We start from the raw sequence: 18,861 nt of genomic DNA, 5'->3' as shown, positions 1-18,861 counted from the left end.
CCGGAGGAATTGGTCACGCGGTGTGCAGGGCGGCCCGCAGCACGGAAACCGCCTGGGCAACAGCCGCTTTGGCGGCGTTGGTGTCGTGCATCGAATTCACCATGACGAAGTCGTGGATGATGCCCCCGTAGCGCGCCTGAACGACGGGCACGCCCGCGGTGCGCAGCTTGCCCGCGAAGGCCTCGCCTTCGTCGCGCAGCACGTCGTTCTCGGCCGTGATGACCAGCGCGGGCGGCAGGCCCGACAGCTGCTCGGTGCTCGCGCGCAGCGGCGACGCGGTGATCTGGGCGCGGTCTTCGGCGCTGGTGGTGTACTGGTCCCAGAACCATTGCATGCCTTCGCGAGTCAGGAAGTAACCTTCCGCGAAGCGCTCGTAGGAACCGGTGTCGAAGTTGGCGTCGGTCACCGGGTAGAACAGCACCTGCTGCACGAAGGAGACGTCACCGCGCTCCTTGGCCATCAGCGTGAGGGCGATGGCCATGTTGCCGCCGACCGAATCACCGGCGACGGCAATACGGGTCGGGTCCAGCGCCTTTTCGGCGCCCTGGGTGCTGACCCACTGGGCGACCCGGTAGGACTGCTCGTTGGCCACCGGGTAGCGGACGTCGGGTGAGCGGTCGTACTCGGGGAAGACGACCGCCGCGTGCGCGCCGACGGCGAGGTCGCGGACCAGGCGGTCGTGGGTGTGCGCGTCTCCGAAGACCCAACCGGCGCCGTGGGTGTAGACGATGACGGGCAGGGTTTCGGTGACGCCCTGCGGCCGGACGATCCTGGCCCGCACGGAACCGGTCGGTCCGCCGTCGATGGTGATCCACTCTTCATCGATCTCCGGCTTGTAGATCGGCGCGTCCTGCACCGAATCCACCGCCTTGCGGCCCTCTTCCGGCGGCAACTGGTAGAGAAACGGGGGCTGGGAGGTCGCGTCGACGAACTCTTGCGCGGCAGGCTCCAGGGGGATTCCGTGCGGGTTTCCGGTCATCGTCATTCCTTTCGATAGGGATTGGGGTCCAAGCGGTTTCGAGAAATCAGGCCAACTCGGCGAGCGCGCCGGTGATGACTGCGGCGACCTCGGCGGGATGGGTCTGCATGACCAGGTGCGGTGCGTCGATCTCGACCACCGAGCGCAGCCCCGCGCGCTGGTAGCCGAACCGCTCGACCTCGGGATTGATGGTGCGGTCGGCGCTCGACACGATGCCCCAGCTGGGCTTGGTCTGCCAGGCCGCCGCGGTCGCCGGCTCGCCGAACGCGATCGCGGAGAGCGGCCGCTGGGAGACCGCGAGCACCTGCGCCCGCGCCTTGTCGAGGCCCGCCGCGAACACCTCGGGGAAGGCGGCGATGTCGACCGACACATCGGTGCCCGGCTCGCCGTCGCGGACCGGGTACGGCGCGTAGACGAGGTTGGCGGCCAGATCGGAGTCCGGGAAGCCACCCTGCAATTGCCCGAGGCTCTCGCCGACTTCGAGGACATAGCCCGAAACGAACACCAGACCGACGACATTGTCGGCGACCCCGGCGACCGTGATCACCGCGCCGCCGTAGGAATGGCCCGCCAGCAGCACCGGCCCGTCGATCTGCTCGACGAACGATTTGATGTAGGCCGCGTCCTCGGACAGGCTGCGGTTGAACACCGGCGGCGCCAGCACCCGGTATCCCTCGGCGAGCAGCCGCTCGGTGACCGGTGCCCAGCTGGCGGCATCGGCGAAAGCGCCGTGCACGAGAACAATGGTTGTCGCGGAAGACATGGAGTTCCTTTCTCGATCACTCGGATCGATGGCGTTGTGCCGCACTCAGTTTCCGCTGAGCAACCTGTCCGGCGCCCCTCCACACCGGCCGCAAAAGCCCCCGATCAGGACACGGCGGCCGTCATCGGCTCGAACGCGGCGGTCGCGCCGGTGGAGCGAAAACGCTGCTGGTACTTGCGCGGTGAGATGCCGAGCCTGGCCACGAACGCGCGGCGCAAGGCCTCGCTGCTGCCATATCCGGCGCTCATCGCGGCCTCGGTGACGCTGTGTCCGGCGTGCAGCAGGTCCCTGGCAACCCCGAAGCGGATGAAGGCGACGTACTCGGCGGGGGAGCGTTCGAGCTCGGCGCGGAACAGCCGGGTCAGGTGCCGGACACTGACCATGGCATGCGCGGCCAGGGTCTGCACGGTGTGCGGAAACGCCGGGTCCGCGCAGATCAGGTCGACCACCTTGCGCACCAGCGGACTACGCGGCACGGGTCCGGTCAGCGAGGCCGAGAACTGCGATTGACCGCCCGCGCGCTGCATGTACACCACGAGCAACTGCGCGACCCGGCGGGCGACGTCGGCGCCGTAGTCCTCCTCGACCAGTGCCAGCGCGAGATCGACGCCGGCCGCGACGCCCGCGGAGCTGTACAGATTCCCGTCGCGCACGAAGATCGCATCGGGGTCGACCGCGATGGCCGGGTACTTGCGCGCCAGATCCGTGGCGAACTTCCAGTGCGTGGTCGCGCGTCTGCCGTCGTAGAGGCCGAGTTCGGCGACGACGAACGCGCCGCTGCAAATCGAGGCCAGCCGGCGTGTGTTCCAGGACAGGTGCCGTGCGGCGGCGATCAGTTCAGGCGTGACGAACTTCGCGGGCGGCAGTTCGCTGCCCGGGATCACCACGGTGTCGAAGCGACCCGCCTCGGCGGCCGCGGCGCTGACCTCGATGCGCGCGCCGATCGAGGTCTGCACGTCCCGGCCGTCGGCGGAGAGCAGGACCACTTCGTAACCGGGCGCGGTCTGGTTGGCCTCCACGAAGACCTCTGCCGGGCCGACGAAGTCGAGCATCTTGACGCCGTCGAAGACCAGAATGCCGACCCGTCGGCGGGGCGGCGCAGCGAAGTTGGGGGCCATGTCAACCATTGTTGTGGAGTCACGCCTCCAGAACAAGCTATGTGGGCGATATCGCACAACGGTTGGTACGGTGAGGCCATGGGACGGCCACGACAGTTCGACGAATCGGGCCTGCTCGACGCCGCTACCGAGCTGTTCTGGTCGCAAGGTTTCGATGAGACGTCCGTCGAGGACATCTCCCGCGCGACCGGCGTCGGCAACGGCAGCGTCTACGCCGCCTACGGCAACAAGCAGGGCTTGTTCCTCGCCGCGTTCGAACGCTACTGCGAGCGGCGCGCCCGGTTCGTGCGCGACGTCGTCGGATCGGCACCAGGCTCGGCGCGGGCCGCGGTGCGCGCGCTGTTCCAAGCGATCATCGAAGACTGTGCCGCGCAACCGAACCGGCGCGGCTGCCTGATGATCAACAGCATCGCCCAGCTCAGCGGCCGGATCCCCGAGGTCGCCACCATCGGGGCCAAGACCACCGCGGCGATGGAGCAGGGCGTCGCCGAGCGGCTCTCTCCCGCAATGCGTCTCGGCGACGGCAAGGTCGACGACGCCGTGCTGTCGGCGCACAGTGCGAACATCATCGTCGTGGCGCAGGGTCTGATTCAGTTGAGCCGCTTGGGGACTCCGCGCGCACGTCTCGGTGAGATCGCCGATGTCTCCAGCGCCGCACTGCCCTCGGCGTGGGCCGATCGGGTGGCCGGCTGACCCACCGCGTTCGGCGCGGGCACGGGTCGGCTACAACTCCGCCGCGGCGGCCATCAGCAGATCCCGCGACCGCTGCGGTGTTTCGGCTTGGACGGCGAGCTGATCCATCACCTCGCGGTAGAGGTGCAGATCCTCCCTGCGATCCAGGTAGAGCGCGCTAGTCAGCTGCTCGAGGTAGACGATGTCGGGCAGCTCGGCTTCGGCGAAGCGGAGCATGGTGAACGAACTGCCCGCCGCCGGGTGACCGCCCGCGTGGTAGGGCAGCACCTGGATGGTCACCCGCCGGCTTTCCGACATCGCCACCAGGTGTTCGATCTGCTTGCGCAGCACTGCTTTGCCGCCGATCGGCCGGTGCAGCACGGCCTCGTCCAGCACCGCCCACAGTGCGGGCCCGTGCTCGGTGCTGAGAATTTCCTGGCGCTTCCTGCGCAGCTCCACGCGCCGGGAGGCCTCGGCGTTCTGGTGGCCGACCGCGATGACGGCGTGGGTGTAGTCCTCGGTCTGCAACAAGCCCGGAACCAGCTGGCCCTCGAAGGTTCTGATCGTCTGCGCGGCGCCCTCCAGTCCGAGATAGGTCTCGAACCAGGACGGCAGCAGGTCGTTGTACCGGTGCCACCAGCCGGGTTCGTTGGCCTTGCGCGCCAGATCGAGGAACATCTCGCGCTGGTCTTCCTCGGTAACGCCGTAGAGCGTCAGTAGGTCGAGGATGTCGCGGTCCTTGTATCCGGTCCGGCCCAGTTCGAGTCGGCTGATCTTGGCGTGCGAGCCACGAATGTGGTCGCCCGCCGCCTCGCGAGTGATGCCACATTCCTCGCGTAGTTTGCGCAGCTGTCCACCGACCGCGATGCGGAGCGCCGTTGGGCCGCGCTCTGCGACCCGCGAGTCGATACCCTTGATCCGGACCGGTTCCGCGACCATGACCTCTACTCCGATTCTCGAAGACCCATCGGCGAAATCCGCGTACATCCCGTGACGAACTTCACCGCGCCACCCCTGATGGTATCGCGCTGGAACGTCATTTCAACCGCACTTGCAGCTGAGTATGCAGATGGTGTTGCGCGTGGGCCGCGAATCGCCCAGCGGCGAAGGTGAAGTCCGGTGGGTCAGGCGTCGATCGGCCGGGGGTACGCGCTGCGCATCGACAGCCACCTGATGTCGAGGTCTTGCTCTAGGTAGTCCATGCGGTGCTCCCAGAACTCCTTCATGTGGGGCAGCTCGCGGTGGCGATCGAGGTCCGCCTTGGAGCGCCACGCCTCGTAGAAGACGAAGCTGCCCGGATCGTCGGCGTCCTCGTGGAAGTGATACTCGAGCGCGCCCGCTTCCTCGCGGGTCGGCGCGACGAACGACAGCAGCAACTCCCGCAATTCCGCCGCGCGCTCCGGTTTGGGGCGGGCGAACCCGACGAGCGCGAACGGAACATCCGGGGTAGGTACGATCTCAGTCATACCTGTGGACGATAGGGTGTCGCGAGGTACGATGCAATTCGTACCTGACGCGAAAGGTGAGCAGTGCCCGACCACGACGACCAGCCCAGCCCGGCGGAGATGGACCTCGGCGCGATCTTCGCCGCCCTCGCCGACCGGCACCGCCGCGCCGTCGTGCTGGCCCTGCTCGCCGAGCCGGACGGGACCGAACGTCATTGCAGCTCGTTCGAGCTGCCGGTGTCCAAAGCCACCCTCACCCACCATTTCCGGACGCTGCGCCAGGCGGGACTGATCAGGCAGGTCAACCGGGGCAACAGCAATATGGCGCAGCTGCGCCGGGCCGAACTGGAGCAGCGCTTCCCCGGGTTGATGGAGCTGCTGCGTGCCGAAGTGGTGGCAGCTGATCGGGCCATCGACATCGCCTAGGGCTGTCCGGTTCTGCCGTTAGGGACAGCGGTTGGCCGCGAAGTGTTGGCCCGGAGTTGGTGCGGCGGATACGTCCCATCGCGGACACTCGAATCGGCAAGAGAGTCAACATGACTCGGTTCATGGTGCGCAGCGGCGCGGGTGCGCGCCGGGCAGGGTGAACTGCCCGAGGCTACTCGGAAGGATTCGTGTGATGTTCGGTAGAGCAGCGGTGGCGAGCGCGTGTGCGCTGGCCGCGATCTTGCTATCGGTTCCGCCCACCGCCACTGCCTGGGGCGTGCAGGGCCACAACACCACCGGGGCGATCGCCGACCTGCGGTTGACCGCGGCGGCGCGGGACGAGGTCGGCCGCCTGCTCGCGGGCGAGCCCGATCCCACGCTCGCAGGGGTGGCCAACTGGGCCGACGAGGTACGCGCCAATGATCCCGAGCTGGGCAAGATTTCGGCTCCGTGGCACTACGTCAACATCGGCGAGAACGGCTGCGTCTACGACCCGGCGGTGAACGGCAACAACGGCCAGAACGTGATCGAGGCGCTGCGCAGGCAGACCGCCACGCTTGCCGACCGGAGTCGTCCGGTCGCCGAGCGTGGCCAGGCTTTGAAGTTCATCGTCCATTTCGTCGGCGATATCCACCAGCCGATGCACGCGGGATACGCACGCGACCGCGGCGGGAACGAGGTCAAGGTGCAATATCTCGGCCGCAGCACCAATCTGCACTCGGTGTGGGACAGCCGGATGCTCGACACCCGGCACGCGAGCGACGCCGAGGAATTGCAGCGGCTACTCGCCCTGCCCGCCCCCGATCTGCCTCCGACGCAACCGGATACCGACCCGATCCGCTGGGCGGAGGACAGCTGCCGGGTCCTGGCAACCCCGGGTGTCTATCCAGCCTCGTCCACCATCGGTGACGAGTACACCCGTCAGTTCCTGCCGATAGCCGAGACTCGCCTGCGCCGCGCGGGGGAGTTGCTGGGACGTCTGGTCAACGCGGTGCTCGACCCGTCGGTGGGAACCGGCTCGGCGGGCTAGCCGAGGCACGACTGAGCCGGGCCCGTGTTTCCACGGACCCGGCTCGTATGTTGCGGTCGGTTACTGCTTTTCGGTCACGACAGCGAAGAGGTCGTCATAGACCTTCGGCTTGGCCGGGGGCGGCGTGGCCGAACGGGGCGCGCGCTTCGAATTCGAATCGAAGGTCGCGTCGGTCGGCTTGTACGCGGGCTTGCCCTTGTCGGTCAGCCAGGTCTTGAACAACGCGTTCGTGCTGCGGCCGGTGACGGCGTTCGCCAGGTCGATGAAGTCGGAGACCTTGGCATTGCTGTACTGGTACTTGGTCAGCCACTCGCGGATCAACCGGAAGAAGACCTCGTCGTTGTTGATCGCGCTGCGCAATGCCTGGATGGCCAATGCGCCGCGGCTGTACAACTCGGCGGGCAGCACATTGGCGGGCCCGGGATCGGTCAGGACAACATTCCAATCGATCCTGGTCGAGGTGGCGTAGGCATAGTCGGCGATCTCCGCCGCGGTGCCGGTGCCGTTCTTCTCCGACCACAGGTACTCCATGTAGCTGGCCCAGCCTTCATTCAGCCAGCCGTCCTTCCAGGTGGCGACGGAGATCGAGTCGCCGAACCACTGATGGGCCATCTCGTGCACGACAACCGAATCATTCTTGCCGCGCCGGAAGAATCCGTCCGTATAGGTAGGCATCGTCTGGGTTTCCAGGGCGAAGCCACCCATCTTCGCGTCCACCAGGCCGCCGGTGGACTCGAACGGGTACGGGGTGAGCGCGCTGGCGAGCCAGTCGGTGATCTCCGGTGTCCGCTCGATGCTGGCCTTGGCGTTGGCGCGGATCGTCGGGTTGAGGTCGGTCGAGTACGCGGTGAGGTTCGGCCTGGCCGGGGTGCCGCTGTTCTGGCCGCCGCGCTCGTACTTGCCGACCGCCAGGAAGGTGGCATACGTCATCTGCGGGTGCTTGCTGAGCCAGTTGTGCCGCTTCCAGCCCGGAATGTTCTGGGTGACACTGGTTTCCACGCCGTTGGAGAACACGTCCATGTCGGCCGGCGCGAGCACCGACACCGCGTAGGTCGCCTTGTCGGTGGGGTGGTCGTTGCTCGGATACCACCACTCGGCCGAGAACGGCTCGTTGGAGATCAGTGCGCCGTTGGCGTTCTCGACCCAGTTGCGGGCGCCCGCCTGATTCTGCACACGCGACGGGATGTCGTTGTACGCGACGACGGTGGTGAACTCGGTGCCGGTCGGCAGGTTCACCGGCACGGTCACGGCGAGCTTGTCCTTGCCGAGATTGTATTTGGCGGGCTTGTTCTCGACGAGCACCGACTGGGTCTGCAAGAGGAAGTCGAAACCGATAGCGGTGCCGGCTTTCAAATCCTGTTTGGCTTTCGCGGTGATCGTTGTCGTCCCGGACAAACGGCCCGAGGACGGCTCGAACTTCAGGTCGATACTGTAATTGGAGACATCGTATGCGGCACTGCCGATATTAGGGAAAACGGGATCGCCGATGCCGGGCACTGTTGCCGCGGATGCGGTCCCCATGCTGGCCGCGAGCGCTGCGACCACCAGCAGCGGAACCGCTCGGGCCGTGGCAGTATGCACCAAGGGATAACGTCTCATAAAGCGAACTCCAATGTGTCGGGCACGAGGATTGTTTCGAGCAAACGCCGATATCCCTCCGCGTCCTCGGCCGGGGCATTTCGCTACACAGCGAATCACATCGGAGTGGCCATCTCCACCTGCTGATCAACTGGGGAATTCGATGAGAAGTGCTGGTAATCCGTAATGGCGCAAAAGATTCTGCGCATTATGACTAGTTGCCGCAGCCGATACCCCTTTCCATTGATCATCGGAGTCGAGGCATGGCGCAGCGCCAAGTGTCGACCATGGGTTACACCGCCTGGTGACCGGCGCGGAAACTGGTGCCGCGCCGGTCATTCCGAGGTCAGGCGAAGCTCACCTGAGCGGTGACGGCGAGGGTCGACAGGCCGTTGGTGCGGCAGCCCTGGTTCGGTTGCGCACTACGCGCCGCCACCGTGATCGCATCACCGTTCAGCTGACCGGCGGTGACGTTGGCGCTGAACGCGATCCCGGTGATCGGGTCCGGGCTGATCCGCCAGTCGAGGGAGCTGTCGCCCCCCGATACCCAGGCGATCGTGCCATTTCCCTTGGCGGTGACCAGCAATCCGCACGGATTGAAGCCACCGGCAGTGGCCGTAGCATCGCCGGCGGCGGTCAGCTTGCCGGACCGGAGCGCGGTGTACTTGCCGTTGCGGGACGTGCAGTTGGTGAGGTCGCCGCTGATCGAGACTTTCGCGCTGCCGCCGGCCCGCAACGGCGGCTCGAGGGTGAGATTGAAAGTCGCCGAACAACTCAGGTCGCCGTCGGCGGCCTGCGCGGGTGCCGCGGGCAGCACGGCGAGCGCCGCCGCGAGCGGGGCTGCCGCAGCCAGCATGGACATGGTTCGGATGCGTCGTCGTACCATTTCGTACTCCTACTGTGTGCTGTTGGCACGGTGTTTCAGGGACGATCCAGCTGCCCCGGCGGAATACGCTCCACCGAAGGCAGATTCACGATACGATCCCCGCCGCCGCAGCACCCGAAACCGACTGCGCCCCAATGCCTGACGTGCACCAACGCGCAACTGGGGAGATCAGACCGGCACACCGCCGTAGGTCCTGCGGTACTTGGCCTCCAGGAAGGACAGCACACCGAACGCGATCAGGCCCAGCGAGATCAGGATGAGAAGCCATGGGCCGAAGGGTTTTCCGACGAAATCGCGCAGCACCGCGTCGATACCCTTGGCTTCGGCCGAGTCGTAGTTCAGCGCGGCCACGACGGCGGCGAGGCCGATACTGACGACGATCGCGCCCCGCGCGAGGTAGCCGATGCGGCCGAGCCAGACCGCCGCCTCGCGCGAACCGCGCGTCATCCAGCCCATGCGCAGGTCGTCCACGAACTCGAGGGTCAAGCCGCGGGCCGTCTGCCAGATGCCGAAGGCGATGATGGCCAGTCCGATCAGCAGCACGACCACCGTGCCGCCGTCCCAGCTCAGGATGCGGGCGGTGAGATCGCGGGCGATGGCGTCGCTCGGCTTGGGTGTGCGGCCGTGCACCACGTAGCGGAAGGTGCCCAGAAATGCCAGGGCGTAGACGATTCCGGAGACCACTGCATAGAACCGGTGGCCGCCGGAGTACGTCCGCCGCGCGCCGGCGACCTGGGTTATCCGCCAGATGACGAGGGCGGCGAAGCCGAACACCAGAACCCACAGCAGCAGATACCCGAACGGTTTGGTGGCGATGGCGGCGAGTGCCCCGCCGCCGTCCGGCTCGTGCTCGGCCGTGCCGATCGCCAGCATGAAGCCGATGAGGCCGATGGTGATGTAGGCGATGCCGCGCGCGATGAACCCGAAGCGGGCCACCGTTTCCAGCCCGCCTGAACTCGTGGACCGGCTGCGCCGTCCGTTGCCGGAACGCCGGTTCCAGTTGGATCGGCCCCAGCCGGACCGTCGGCCGCTGCGCACCGTGCCGACCCGATCGCGGCGCCGATACCTGTTCGCACTTCGGAAAAAGCTCATGGTTACCTCATCTCTCACCGCCCGTATTGCCCACTTCGTGACGATTGACACGGCGCACGAGATTTCTTCGTGCGCCGAGATCCGCTGTGGCGCGCGCGGAGTCGGCGTGCCTGGTCGAACGGGGTTGGTGCGCAACGAAGTCCGGGGACCAACTGGCGCCACGACAACCCGACTGGGGAAGGCAGCGCATCGTCCGAGCAGGCCTGGTCCGACCGATTGTGACGCAGGACATAAGGCGTGCCACCGACCGGAGTGAAAATTGGTCGGACGAATCGCTTACCGTTTAGGGCGTTATGAACTTTTTCGCGACAGTCGTGCACCTGGTCGCCAGGTTGCATGTGGATCTGGGGCGGTTGGCCGCGCAGCTGTGTTGCTGACGCGTGCGCACACCTCACCAGATCCCCTGATTTGTCTTGGATGGTTCCCTTGTCTTCACCTAGTTCGCGCAGCCGTACCCTGAATCCGGTGCGCTGGTCGTTCGGCGTCCAGATCCTGCTCGGCCTTGTGGTCGGTATCGCCGCGGGCTTCCTCGCCCGCGCGACCGGCTCCGCCTGGCTCACCAGCACGCTGACCCAGGTCGGCAGCATCTTCGTGCAGCTGCTCAAGCTCGCGGTGCCGCCGCTGGTGTTCACCGCGGTGCTGGTGAGCGTGGCCGGACTGCGGCACGTCACCAATGCCGCCCGGCTCGCCGGTCGCACCCTGCTGTGGTTCCTGGGGACCGCGCTGATCGCCGTCGCGGTCGGCATCGTGCTCGGCCTCGTCACCAATCCCGGTCGCGGCGTCGACCTTTCGCTGGTCGGTGCGAAGGAGCCCACCTCGAAGGGCGGCTGGACCGACTTCCTCACCGGCATCATCCCGACGAACGTGGTCGGCGCTTTCACCAACGGCAATGTGCTGCAACTGGTATTCCTGGGCGCGGTGCTCGGCTTTGCCGCGCTGAAACTCGGCGACGCCGCCAAACCCTTTCTGACACTGGCCGAATCGGTGCTGGAGCTGGTGCAGAAGGCGCTGTGGTGGGTGATCCGGCTCGCGCCGATCGGCACCGCGGGACTGATCGGCAAGGCGATCGCCAGCTACGGCTGGGACCTGCTGCGGCCGCTGGCCACGTTCACCGTCGCGGTGTACGCGGGCTGCCTCATCGTGCTCGTCGTGGTGTACCCGATCCTGTTGCGCACCGTGGGCGGTGTCAGTCCCGTCCGTTTCTACGCCAAGGCTTGGCCCGCACTGGAATTGGCGTTCGTCTCGCGTTCGTCGATCGGCACCATGCCGCTGACCCAGCGGATGGTCACCGAACGGCTCGGTGTGCCCAATGAATACGCGTCGTTCGCCGTGCCGTTCGGCGCGACCACGAAAATGGACGGCTGCGCGGCGGTGTACCCGGCGCTGGCGGCCATCTTCGTCGCCCAGATCACCGGAACACAGCTCGACCTGCGCGACTATCTGCTGATCGCGTTCGTCTCCGTGGTCGGTTCCGCGGCGACGGCCGGTCTCACCGGCGCCATCGTGATGCTCACCCTGACCCTGTCCACGCTCGGTCTGCCGCTGGCCGGTGCGGGCTTGCTGCTCGCGATCGACCCGATCCTGGACATGATCCGGACCGCGACGAATGTGGCCGGGCAGATGGTGGTGCCGGTGCTGGTGGCGAAGCGGGAGGGCATCCTCGATCAAGAGGTCTTCGATCAGCCGTCGGTGTCGTTGACCGCGCCCGAGTCGAAACCGGAGCCCGTGCCTGCGGCGGCCTGATTGAACGACGTCGTCGCGGGTAGTTCGCAGCGACGACGAAAGGGGTCTCTCATGACACGTGCGAAAGATACCGACGACGAGCGCGACGAGCCCAAGGGCGGCCGCCCGGGGCCGAGCGACGAGGGTGGCGAGGGTGGGATGGCGACCCGGGAGGTCGCTCCCGACCTGGCCACCCCCGACGACACGCAGGAACCACCGGACTGATCGGTGCGCTTACTACCGGACTGCCCCAACAATTGACGGCTGAGCACGGAATGGGTGCTCGGATAATATTGGGGCAGTCCGGACCTGTGTTCCGGGTATTCGATCTAGTTCGGTCTCCGGGGGTGATCAATTCATGCGTAGGGCGGTTTATCGAATCGGGGTGGGCACGGTCGTCGTCGCGTCGTTGTTCGGTGGCGCGATGCCGGCCTCGGCCGACGCCGGTCCGGCCGCGACGCAGGTCGGCGGTAGTCCGACGACCTGGTCGGCGGAGTGCGCGGCAGGCCTGCTCGCCGGACTCGTCGCGGCGTTGACCACCGGTTCTTCGGCGGCGGTCGGCTGCCCTAGCTGATCACCAGCTCGGAGGCATGCGCACTCGATCGGTCGCGACGACCGGTCGACGCTCGGGGGAGCGCGCAGTTCAGCACTACAGATAAAAACGGGGGGCGGCTGTCATGCGGACATTCGTCCGAAAATCACTTTTCGAACCATTCGGAGGGTTCGCATGAAACAGCACGGTACTGACAGCTTCTTCGTCGTCGGCGAGGGAGTGCTCGAATTCGACTGGCAGGGACGCCCGATCACGCGGCAGCCGTTGACCGTCGAGGAACTGCGCCGGTTCCGCTTCTCCCGGCTCGGACCGGTCGGCGTGCCGACCGACGAGCCGACCAGAGCGGCGTTGGCGGCCGCGATCACCGCCCGCGTGCCGCAACCGGATTCGGCCGAGCCGCCGATCCCGGCCGGCTTCACCTATCTCGGCCAGTTCGTCGACCACGATCTCACCATGGACCGCACCTCGGCCCAGCTCGGCGAGGACGTCACCGTCGACGAGTTGATGCAAGGGCGTTCTCCCGCACTGGATTTGGACTCCGTGTACGGCAGGGGGCCGACGGACCCGAACGATCGCGTCTGCTACACCGAGGACGGCGTGACACTGAAGGTCGGCACGACCTCCCCGGCGGACTTTCCCGACGACCGGGTGAAGGTCGAGCTGACGGGCTTCGACCTGCCGCGGTTCGGCGGCGCGGGTGGGACGGCCGCGGACCGGCGACGCCCGCTGATCCCGGACAACCGCAACGACGAGAACCTCGCGGTCGCGCAGACACACCTGGCGTTCATCCGCTTTCACAACCGAGTGGTCGAGGAGTTGGCGCTCAAGGGCCTGGCCAGGCGACGGTTGTTCAGCGCGGCCCGTGAGCTGGTCGTCCGGCACTACCAGTGGATGCTGGTGCACGACTTCCTGCCGCGCATCGTGGACCCGGCGATCGTCGCCGACGTGTTCCGGCAGGGCAGGCGGTTCTTCGAGGCGCCGGGAGACGGGTACGCGGGCCGCGGCCTGCGCCCGACCATGCCGATCGAGTTCTCCGTCGCGGCATACCGAATCGGCCACAGCATGATTCGCGACACTTACCAGTGGAATCGGGTCTTCAACAGCACCGGTCCCGGCGAGATCGCCACCCTGCTGCAGTTGTTCACGTTCAGCGGCGTCAGCGGTAATTTCCAGGCCGGTTCGCAGATTCCCGATCTGGACAATCCCAATTCGGGCACCGTGGATACCCTGCCGACCAACTGGATCGCGGATTTCCGCAGGCTTTTCGACTTCACCGAGGCGAACCGCCCCGACCTCGCGGCGCCCGCCGAGAGCGGCGGCGGCAACGTGACGAAGCGGGTCGACACGCTGCTGGTGGACCCCCTGGTCAACCTGCCTGCGGGCACGTTCGGCGGCCGCGGCAGCACGGTCCCGAACATCCACCGCAACCTGGCATTTCGCAATCTCACCCGCGCGCACATGGTCCGCCTCGCCAGCGGGCAGCAGATGGCCGAGTTCTTCGGCGTCGAACCGCTCAGCGCCGAGCAGATCCTGCACGGCAATCAGGGCGCCACACTCGACGCGCTCACCGACGAGCAACGCACCACTGTCCTCGCCGCCACGCCGCTGTGGTTCTACCTGTTGCGCGAGGCGGAGTTCGGCAACGGCCTGCTCGGGCCGGTCGGCGGCCGGATCGTGGCGGAGGTGTTCCACCGGGCCATCGAGGGCAGCCGCACCTCGATCGTGCGCGATCCGGCCTGGCGCCCCAAGTACGGGCCGGACTCGAATACCTTCCGGATGACCGACCTGCTGCTGTTCGCCTTCGAGGGAAAGGCCGACCTGCTCAACCCACTTGGCGACTAGCGGCGTCGGTGGGGTGGTACGAGCGCGCGATCAGCGCCGAGCGCAGGTACCACAGGCCGGAGGGCTGCGACGGATCGAAGCCGGTCAGCTGGCCGATGCGCTTGAGCCGGTAGTCGACGGTGTTGGTGTGCACGTGCAAGGCGCGGGCGGTGCGTTGGCGATTGAGGTTGTTGGCGATGTGCAGCTGCAGCGTCTCCAGCAACTCGGTGTGCTCGTCCAAGGGGGTGAGCACCGCGCCGAGGTATTCGCGGCCGGGACCCGGTCGGGTGAGCTGGTATTCGAGCGCTAGCTCGTCGAATCGGTACAGGCCGGTGACGCAGTGCAGCCGGTGCACCATGTCGAGCAGCTCGTGGGCTTGATCGACGGCGCCGGGAATCTGGTCGGGCACCGACTCGACCAGGGCGGCGGTGATGCCGACCTGCGCGGCCCGGGACAGGCCGGCGACGAGCTCGTCGAGTTCCTCGTCGCTGTGCTGGCCGGCGGGCAGCAGAATGGTGCCGCCATCGATGCTGAGCAGTGACAGCGCGCTGCCGCCGCAGCGGGCGGCCAGCTCCGCCTGGGTGCGGCGCAGCTTGCGGCGGGCGACGACCTGGGTGTCCAGGGCCGGGTTGTGCTCGTCGCGGTGGCGTGGAATCGACACTGCCAGTACCACATACGACTCGGCGATGGCGACGCCGCACTCGCGCGCCATGGTCGACGTCGGCCGGCCGCCGAGCAGCGCGGAGGTCAGCGTGTGCACCGCCGTGTGGTGCTCGCTGACGACGGCGCGCAGTTCGCGGAAGTAGGCCCGGGAGATGGCCGAGGTGAGCGTGTGCAGGATCTCGATGTTCGTTTTGGAGCTGTCGACGAAGGTGTCGAAGTCCTTGGCGGTCAGCTTCGAGACGACCAGGTCTACGCCCATCTTGAAGCCGGCGTGAATGGCGTCGTGGATCGCGTCGATCGGGACACCCTCGCGTGCCCAACCGGCGGCGGCCTCCTCGAGCTTCTCCACCTTCTCCGGGATGTTCTGCCCGTCCAGCATGCTGGCGGCCAGTTCCAGGCACACGCGGGTGATGGTGGTGATGTCGCCGTAGATCGCCTCGCCGGGCAGCGTCCCGCAGGGCACGACGTTCTCGACGAAGTGGCCGACCATCTGCCGGGACAGGGCTCTGACGTCGCGTAAGGGGGTGGACATGGGTTGCCCGGAGATCGTCAGATTCGGCCGTAGCGGACTGTCGATAGCCATGACAACTCCTTTGTCAGCAATAGCTATGTAGCTGGTTCACACTAACTACGCGGTGGTGGTCGGAGAAGGTTACCGGCGAACTTGTGAGAACACGCGGGCGCGGCGCAACGGTAGCTGTGATCGGTCACAGCAGGGTGGGGTGGCGGCAGCTCGACAGTGCCGCTAATATAAGTAAAAACTTATAGAAGGAGGATGCTATGCCCCTGCTCACCGATCCCGCCGGCATCGCCGGGCTCATGGTTCGCGAGGTCCGCAACGGATCTCGGGACGGCGCGCCGACCAAGATCGCTGTCGCCCGCCGCACCTACGCCACCGATCAGAATGATCTGTGGGATGCGCTGACCAACGCCGAACGGTTGCCGCGCTGGTTCCTGCCGATCAGTGGTGACCTGAAAGTCGGTGGTCATTACCAGCTGGAGGGCAATGCGGGGGGAGTGGTCGAGGAGTGCGAGGCGCCGCGACGGCTCGCCCTGACCTGGGAGATGGGCCCGCAGGTGTCGTGGGTGACGGTCGACCTCGCGCCCGGCGACGAGGGCACCGTGCTGGAATTGGCGCACGAGGCGCCGGTCGATCCCGAGTTCTGGGGGCAGTACGGTCCGGGTGCGGTCGGCGTCGGCTGGGATCTGGCGTTGATGGCGCTGGGTCTGCATCTGTCGAGCGGGGCGGCGGTGGACCCGGCCGAGGGGCTGGCCTTTCCGACGACTCCCGAGGGGATCACGTTCGTGCGGGCGGCGGGTTCGGACTGGGCGAACGCGGCCATCGAGGCCGGCGACGACCCCGCCGCCGCGCGCGAGGCCGCCGAGCGGACGATCACCTTCTACACCGTCGAGCCCGAGGGCAACGCGCAGTCCTGATGACCTCTGCTCCGGAAAAGATCTTCGAGGCGCTCGGCGACCCTGTGCGCCGCTTCATCCTCGAGCTCGTAGCCACCGGCGAACAGCCGGCGGGCACGGTTGTCGCTGCCGTGCAAGGGTTCACCCGGATCTCGCAGCCCGGCGTCTCGCAGCATCTCAAGGTGCTGCGCGACGCCGGGCTGGTGCGCGTCCGCGCGGAAGGTACGCGCCGGGTGTATGCCCTGGACGCCGCCGGTGTCGAGGTGGCCCAGGTGTGGCTGTCGGCTCTCGCGGATCCGCTGGCACAGTTCGCTCAGCCGCTCGACGCCCTCGCCACCGAGGTCGCCCGCGGTCGGCGTGCCCGTCGGGCGGCCGAACCCGGCCGGGATGCCACCGAGCGGGACGCTCGCGAGGCCTGATCAGCTGCTCGATTCGAGCTGGTAGGCGGCGGCTTGCAGGCTGAACAGCTGAGCGTAGGTCCCGTCCTTCGCCATGAGTTCGGTGTGCGTGCCTTCCTCCACGATCCGGCCGTGGTCCAGCACGATGATGCGGTCGGCGTGCCGAATGTTGGCCAGCCGGTGGGTGATCAGGATGGTGGTGCGGTTGGCCGCGCTGCGGCCGTTGCCGCGGCTGAGGTGTTGCAGGGACTGGAAGACCGCGTGCTCGGCGCGGGCGTCCATGGCGGCGGTCGGCTCGTCGGCCACCAGGATGGGTGCGTCCCGGTAGAGCCCGCGGGCCACGCTGATCCGCTGCCACTGACCGCCGGAGAGATCGCGGCCCTTGCTGAATTGCCGGGACAGTACGGTGTGCTCGCCGTAGGGCAGCTCATCGATGACGACGTCCGCACCGGATTCCCGTGCCGCCGAGGCGAGTACGAGACCGTCCGGGTCGGCGCGTTCGATGCGGCCGATGCGGATGTTGTCCCGTGCGGTCATCGGCCAGCGGGCCGGATCCTGCATGACTATCGAGACCTGCCGGTAGATCGACTGCTCGTCGACGGTGGCCAGATCGATCCCGTCCCAGCAGATCTGGCCCTGTGTTGGCAGGTACAGGCCGGTGATCAGCTTGGCCATGGTGCTCTTGCCGGATCCGTTCTCGCCGACCAGCGCGATGATCTGGCCGCGTCGGATGGTCAGGTCGACCTTGTGCAGCGCGGGGTCCTGCTGGCCCGGGTAGGTGAAAGACGCTGCGCGCAAACTGATCTCGTGCGGGTCGGCAGGAGCGTGGAGCTCCGCCGGTGGGCGGGTGCGTCGCTCGGTCTGGTCGAGCAGGTTGCCGTAGAACTCGAGGTAGAGGGTGTTCTCGTAAAGGCTGTTGACCCCGATCATGGTCTGCGACAAAGCGGCCGACGCCATCCGCATCGCCACGACCGCGGTGCCCGCCATGGCCAAGGGCAGTTCGCCGAGGTAGAGCAGCAGACCAAGCGCGCCGAAGGCGATGCCGGTGCCGATCCCGGCGATGGTGCGCCCCACCAAACGCACGCGTGCCCTGGCCAACTCGACCCGGCTGGTCTCCTCGGTGATCTGCTGACTGATCCGCCGGTACTCGGCGAGCAGCGCCGGGCCCGCGGTACACGCGCGCAGCTCGGCCGCCGTGTCCCGGTCCGACAACAGGTCGCTGGCGATGGCCGTCCGCAGATGGCTGGTCATGATGCGGATATAGGACTGGTAGGACAGCTTCGCGGCCCGGGCGGACGCCCACATGTCCGGGATGACGGCCAACAGCACCAGCGGCGCGAGCAACGGATGCAGCACCGCCGCCGTGCCCACCGCGGCGCAGACGTGGATGAGCGAACCGGCCACGCCGGTGATCGCGTCGACGCAGTGGGCGATGCTGCCCATGCCGCGTTGCAAGCCCTGGCGGATCAGGTCGGCGTACTCGCTGTCCTCGAAGGCGATGAGCTCGACCCGGGCGATCGCGGTGTGCGCCTTGTCCCGCGCTTGCTGCTCGACCCTGGGTTTCAGCAGCGCTTCCGCTGTGGCGGAGCCGCTTTCGAGCAGGGCGCGCGCCGCGAGGGCGGCCACCACCGAGCCGACCGCGGGCAATGCCGCCACTACGCGCTGCGCGGTCGGTCCCTGCGCGAGCAGCGTGGTCAGCACGTCGGCGGTGGCGAGTAAGCCGATCGCGGTCGCGAATCCGCCTGCGATGGACAGGAGTGCGGTGAGGAGGGTCAGGCGCCGGGAGGCCTGCCAGGCCAGGCCGGTCACCACTCGTGCGCCTGCGGGTAGCGCCCGTAATGTCCGCCAGATTCCGGCCTCGGCGACCTGCTTGTCCACCGTCATCCAGGTCGGTGTGGTCATCTCGTCGATGCCGACGAGGGGTGGTGCGGTGGTTTCTGCGGCCATCGGGTCCCCTCCTGTGCCTGCCGGCGTACGCCCTACAGGCTCGCGCCGATTCCGCGGAAATGCACGGGATTATTTGCGGTGGACCACTGCCTGATCGACATGGCAGCTGCCGCAGAGGTATTCGCGTGAGTACCAGTACGGATCGGTCGTCGGCGGGTCGACCGCTGTCGAAAGTCGTTCTGCGCGAGACGGTGTGCCCCGTCTGATGTCCAAGTCGAATTCGTCGAGTCTCATGGTTCCTCCGCTGTTCGGCACAGGGGCGTGCCACCGCTCCAGGCTGGTGGCGCGGCATGCCCGGCCGACAGAGACCGCGTTCCCGAAGATTCGGGAAAACGTCCCGGCCGGTCGCGGC

General features: G+C 67.2%; 19 protein-coding genes. 9 read left to right on the top strand and 10 right to left on the bottom strand.

The genetic code is table 11. The features are described 5' to 3' along the window. Positions 1–13 precede the first annotated feature (13 nt). The 3 genes from NN4_RS01680 to NN4_RS01670 form a co-directional block, all read right to left on the bottom strand. Positions 14–979 (bottom strand): alpha/beta hydrolase, encoded by a 966-nt coding sequence (locus NN4_RS01680; protein ID WP_147128120.1) that lies wholly within the window; start codon positions 977–979, stop codon positions 14–16. 46 nt (positions 980–1,025) lie between these two features. After that, positions 1,026–1,742 carry an alpha/beta fold hydrolase gene (locus NN4_RS01675; protein WP_147128119.1) on the bottom strand — a complete coding sequence of 239 codons (717 nt, stop codon included), beginning with the start codon at positions 1,740–1,742 and terminating at the stop codon, positions 1,026–1,028. Between the two features lie 104 nt (positions 1,743–1,846). Then, positions 1,847–2,860: a GlxA family transcriptional regulator gene (locus NN4_RS01670; protein WP_147128118.1), complete on the bottom strand. Its 1,014-nt coding sequence runs from the start codon at positions 2,858–2,860 to the stop codon at positions 1,847–1,849. Between the two features lie 78 nt (positions 2,861–2,938). Between NN4_RS01670 and NN4_RS01665 the strand changes: the two genes are divergently transcribed. Then, positions 2,939–3,553 carry a TetR/AcrR family transcriptional regulator gene (locus tag NN4_RS01665; RefSeq protein ID WP_186818198.1) on the top strand — a complete coding sequence of 205 codons (615 nt, stop codon included), beginning with the start codon at positions 2,939–2,941 and terminating at the stop codon, positions 3,551–3,553. A gap of 30 nt (positions 3,554–3,583) precedes the next feature. Here the strand turns inward: NN4_RS01665 and NN4_RS01660 are convergent, their stop codons facing one another. Together NN4_RS01660 and NN4_RS01655 are read right to left on the bottom strand one after the other, a co-directional pair. Continuing rightward, positions 3,584–4,471 (bottom strand): Sco1979 family transcriptional regulator, encoded by an 888-nt coding sequence (locus tag NN4_RS01660; protein WP_147128116.1) that lies wholly within the window; start codon positions 4,469–4,471, stop codon positions 3,584–3,586. A 185-nt stretch (positions 4,472–4,656) separates the two neighbouring features. Further along, complete coding sequence (locus NN4_RS01655; protein ID WP_147128115.1) at positions 4,657–4,998, bottom strand: putative quinol monooxygenase; 342 nt, start codon at positions 4,996–4,998, stop codon at positions 4,657–4,659. Positions 4,999–5,061: 63 nt separating this feature from the next. Here NN4_RS01655 and NN4_RS01650 point away from each other — a divergent pair, with 63 nt between their 5' ends. Continuing rightward, positions 5,062–5,403 carry an ArsR/SmtB family transcription factor gene (locus NN4_RS01650; RefSeq protein WP_147128114.1) on the top strand — a complete coding sequence of 114 codons (342 nt, stop codon included), beginning with the start codon at positions 5,062–5,064 and terminating at the stop codon, positions 5,401–5,403. Between the two features lie 193 nt (positions 5,404–5,596). Then, complete coding sequence (locus NN4_RS01645) at positions 5,597–6,433, top strand: S1/P1 nuclease (protein ID WP_147128113.1); 837 nt, start codon at positions 5,597–5,599, stop codon at positions 6,431–6,433. A gap of 60 nt (positions 6,434–6,493) precedes the next feature. Here the strand turns inward: NN4_RS01645 and NN4_RS01640 are convergent, their stop codons facing one another. From NN4_RS01640 to NN4_RS01630, 3 genes are all read right to left on the bottom strand, one after another. Further along, positions 6,494–8,032, bottom strand: coding sequence for a M1 family metallopeptidase (locus NN4_RS01640; RefSeq protein WP_147128112.1), 1,539 nt, complete (start codon positions 8,030–8,032; stop codon positions 6,494–6,496). 325 nt (positions 8,033–8,357) lie between these two features. Next, a complete protein-coding gene (locus NN4_RS01635) occupies positions 8,358–8,897 on the bottom strand; it encodes a hypothetical protein (RefSeq protein WP_147128111.1) in 540 nt (179 codons plus the stop codon). 168 nt (positions 8,898–9,065) lie between these two features. Further along, positions 9,066–9,989, bottom strand: coding sequence for a DUF1206 domain-containing protein (locus tag NN4_RS01630; protein ID WP_246180645.1), 924 nt, complete (start codon positions 9,987–9,989; stop codon positions 9,066–9,068). Positions 9,990–10,406: 417 nt separating this feature from the next. Between NN4_RS01630 and NN4_RS01625 the strand changes: the two genes are divergently transcribed. The 4 genes from NN4_RS01625 (at position 10,407) to NN4_RS01615 (ending at position 14,106) form a co-directional block, all read left to right on the top strand. After that, complete coding sequence (locus NN4_RS01625) at positions 10,407–11,732, top strand: dicarboxylate/amino acid:cation symporter (RefSeq protein ID WP_147128110.1); 1,326 nt, start codon at positions 10,407–10,409, stop codon at positions 11,730–11,732. A 51-nt stretch (positions 11,733–11,783) separates the two neighbouring features. Further along, positions 11,784–11,936, top strand: coding sequence for a hypothetical protein (locus tag NN4_RS44710; RefSeq protein ID WP_186818197.1), 153 nt, complete (start codon positions 11,784–11,786; stop codon positions 11,934–11,936). A gap of 133 nt (positions 11,937–12,069) precedes the next feature. Next, positions 12,070–12,285, top strand: coding sequence for a hypothetical protein (locus NN4_RS01620; protein ID WP_147128109.1), 216 nt, complete (start codon positions 12,070–12,072; stop codon positions 12,283–12,285). 153 nt (positions 12,286–12,438) lie between these two features. Beyond that, positions 12,439–14,106, top strand: a complete 1,668-nt coding sequence (locus NN4_RS01615) for a peroxidase family protein (protein ID WP_147128108.1) — start codon at positions 12,439–12,441, stop codon at positions 14,104–14,106. Here NN4_RS01615 and NN4_RS01610 read toward each other — a convergent pair. Continuing rightward, the gene (locus tag NN4_RS01610; protein WP_107656799.1) at positions 14,087–15,331 is read right to left on the bottom strand and encodes a PucR family transcriptional regulator; all 1,245 of its coding nucleotides are present in this window, start codon (positions 15,329–15,331) and stop codon (positions 14,087–14,089) included. The genes NN4_RS01615 and NN4_RS01610 overlap by 20 nt on opposite strands. A gap of 197 nt (positions 15,332–15,528) precedes the next feature. Between NN4_RS01610 and NN4_RS01605 the strand changes: the two genes are divergently transcribed. Together NN4_RS01605 and NN4_RS01600 are read left to right on the top strand one after the other, a co-directional pair. Further along, the gene (locus NN4_RS01605) at positions 15,529–16,185 is read left to right on the top strand and encodes an SRPBCC family protein (RefSeq protein WP_147128107.1); all 657 of its coding nucleotides are present in this window, start codon (positions 15,529–15,531) and stop codon (positions 16,183–16,185) included. After that, complete coding sequence (locus tag NN4_RS01600; protein WP_147128106.1) at positions 16,185–16,583, top strand: ArsR/SmtB family transcription factor; 399 nt, start codon at positions 16,185–16,187, stop codon at positions 16,581–16,583. Before NN4_RS01605 ends, NN4_RS01600 begins: the two co-directional genes overlap by 1 nt. Here the strand turns inward: NN4_RS01600 and NN4_RS01595 are convergent, their stop codons facing one another. Further along, positions 16,584–18,509, bottom strand: a complete 1,926-nt coding sequence (locus tag NN4_RS01595) for an ABC transporter ATP-binding protein (RefSeq protein WP_147128105.1) — start codon at positions 18,507–18,509, stop codon at positions 16,584–16,586. Positions 18,510–18,861: the final 352 nt, after the last annotated feature.

Origin of the sequence: Nocardia ninae NBRC 108245, from assembly GCF_007990755.1 — a bacterium.
In the GTDB taxonomy this organism is placed as follows: Bacteria; Actinomycetota; Actinomycetes; order Mycobacteriales; family Mycobacteriaceae; genus Nocardia; species Nocardia ninae.
Note: the sequence above shows the minus strand (reverse complement) of the source record. Positions and strands in the feature narration are given on the sequence as shown.

What these genes read in the sequence shown, in the direction of transcription:
- NN4_RS01615 (WP_147128108.1), top strand. Translation starts at nt 12,439, where the DNA reads ATGAAACAGCACGGTACTGACAGCTTCTTCGTCGTCGGCGAGGGAGTG.
- NN4_RS01610 (WP_107656799.1), bottom strand. Translation starts at nt 15,331, where the DNA reads ATGGCTATCGACAGTCCGCTACGGCCGAATCTGACGATCTCCGGGCAA.
- NN4_RS01605 (WP_147128107.1), top strand. Translation starts at nt 15,529, where the DNA reads ATGCCCCTGCTCACCGATCCCGCCGGCATCGCCGGGCTCATGGTTCGC.
- NN4_RS01635 (WP_147128111.1), bottom strand. Translation starts at nt 8,897, where the DNA reads ATGGTACGACGACGCATCCGAACCATGTCCATGCTGGCTGCGGCAGCC.
- NN4_RS01645 (WP_147128113.1), top strand. Translation starts at nt 5,597, where the DNA reads ATGTTCGGTAGAGCAGCGGTGGCGAGCGCGTGTGCGCTGGCCGCGATC.
- NN4_RS01655 (WP_147128115.1), bottom strand. Translation starts at nt 4,998, where the DNA reads ATGACTGAGATCGTACCTACCCCGGATGTTCCGTTCGCGCTCGTCGGG.
- NN4_RS01680 (WP_147128120.1), bottom strand. Translation starts at nt 979, where the DNA reads ATGACCGGAAACCCGCACGGAATCCCCCTGGAGCCTGCCGCGCAAGAG.
- NN4_RS01595 (WP_147128105.1), bottom strand. Translation starts at nt 18,509, where the DNA reads ATGGCCGCAGAAACCACCGCACCACCCCTCGTCGGCATCGACGAGATG.
- NN4_RS01620 (WP_147128109.1), top strand. Translation starts at nt 12,070, where the DNA reads ATGCGTAGGGCGGTTTATCGAATCGGGGTGGGCACGGTCGTCGTCGCG.
- NN4_RS01640 (WP_147128112.1), bottom strand. Translation starts at nt 8,032, where the DNA reads ATGAGACGTTATCCCTTGGTGCATACTGCCACGGCCCGAGCGGTTCCG.
- NN4_RS01670 (WP_147128118.1), bottom strand. Translation starts at nt 2,860, where the DNA reads ATGGCCCCCAACTTCGCTGCGCCGCCCCGCCGACGGGTCGGCATTCTG.
- NN4_RS01600 (WP_147128106.1), top strand. Translation starts at nt 16,185, where the DNA reads ATGACCTCTGCTCCGGAAAAGATCTTCGAGGCGCTCGGCGACCCTGTG.
- NN4_RS01625 (WP_147128110.1), top strand. Translation starts at nt 10,407, where the DNA reads ATGGTTCCCTTGTCTTCACCTAGTTCGCGCAGCCGTACCCTGAATCCG.
- NN4_RS01665 (WP_186818198.1), top strand. Translation starts at nt 2,939, where the DNA reads ATGGGACGGCCACGACAGTTCGACGAATCGGGCCTGCTCGACGCCGCT.
- NN4_RS01660 (WP_147128116.1), bottom strand. Translation starts at nt 4,471, where the DNA reads ATGGTCGCGGAACCGGTCCGGATCAAGGGTATCGACTCGCGGGTCGCA.
- NN4_RS01675 (WP_147128119.1), bottom strand. Translation starts at nt 1,742, where the DNA reads ATGTCTTCCGCGACAACCATTGTTCTCGTGCACGGCGCTTTCGCCGAT.
- NN4_RS44710 (WP_186818197.1), top strand. Translation starts at nt 11,784, where the DNA reads ATGACACGTGCGAAAGATACCGACGACGAGCGCGACGAGCCCAAGGGC.
- NN4_RS01630 (WP_246180645.1), bottom strand. Translation starts at nt 9,989, where the DNA reads ATGAGCTTTTTCCGAAGTGCGAACAGGTATCGGCGCCGCGATCGGGTC.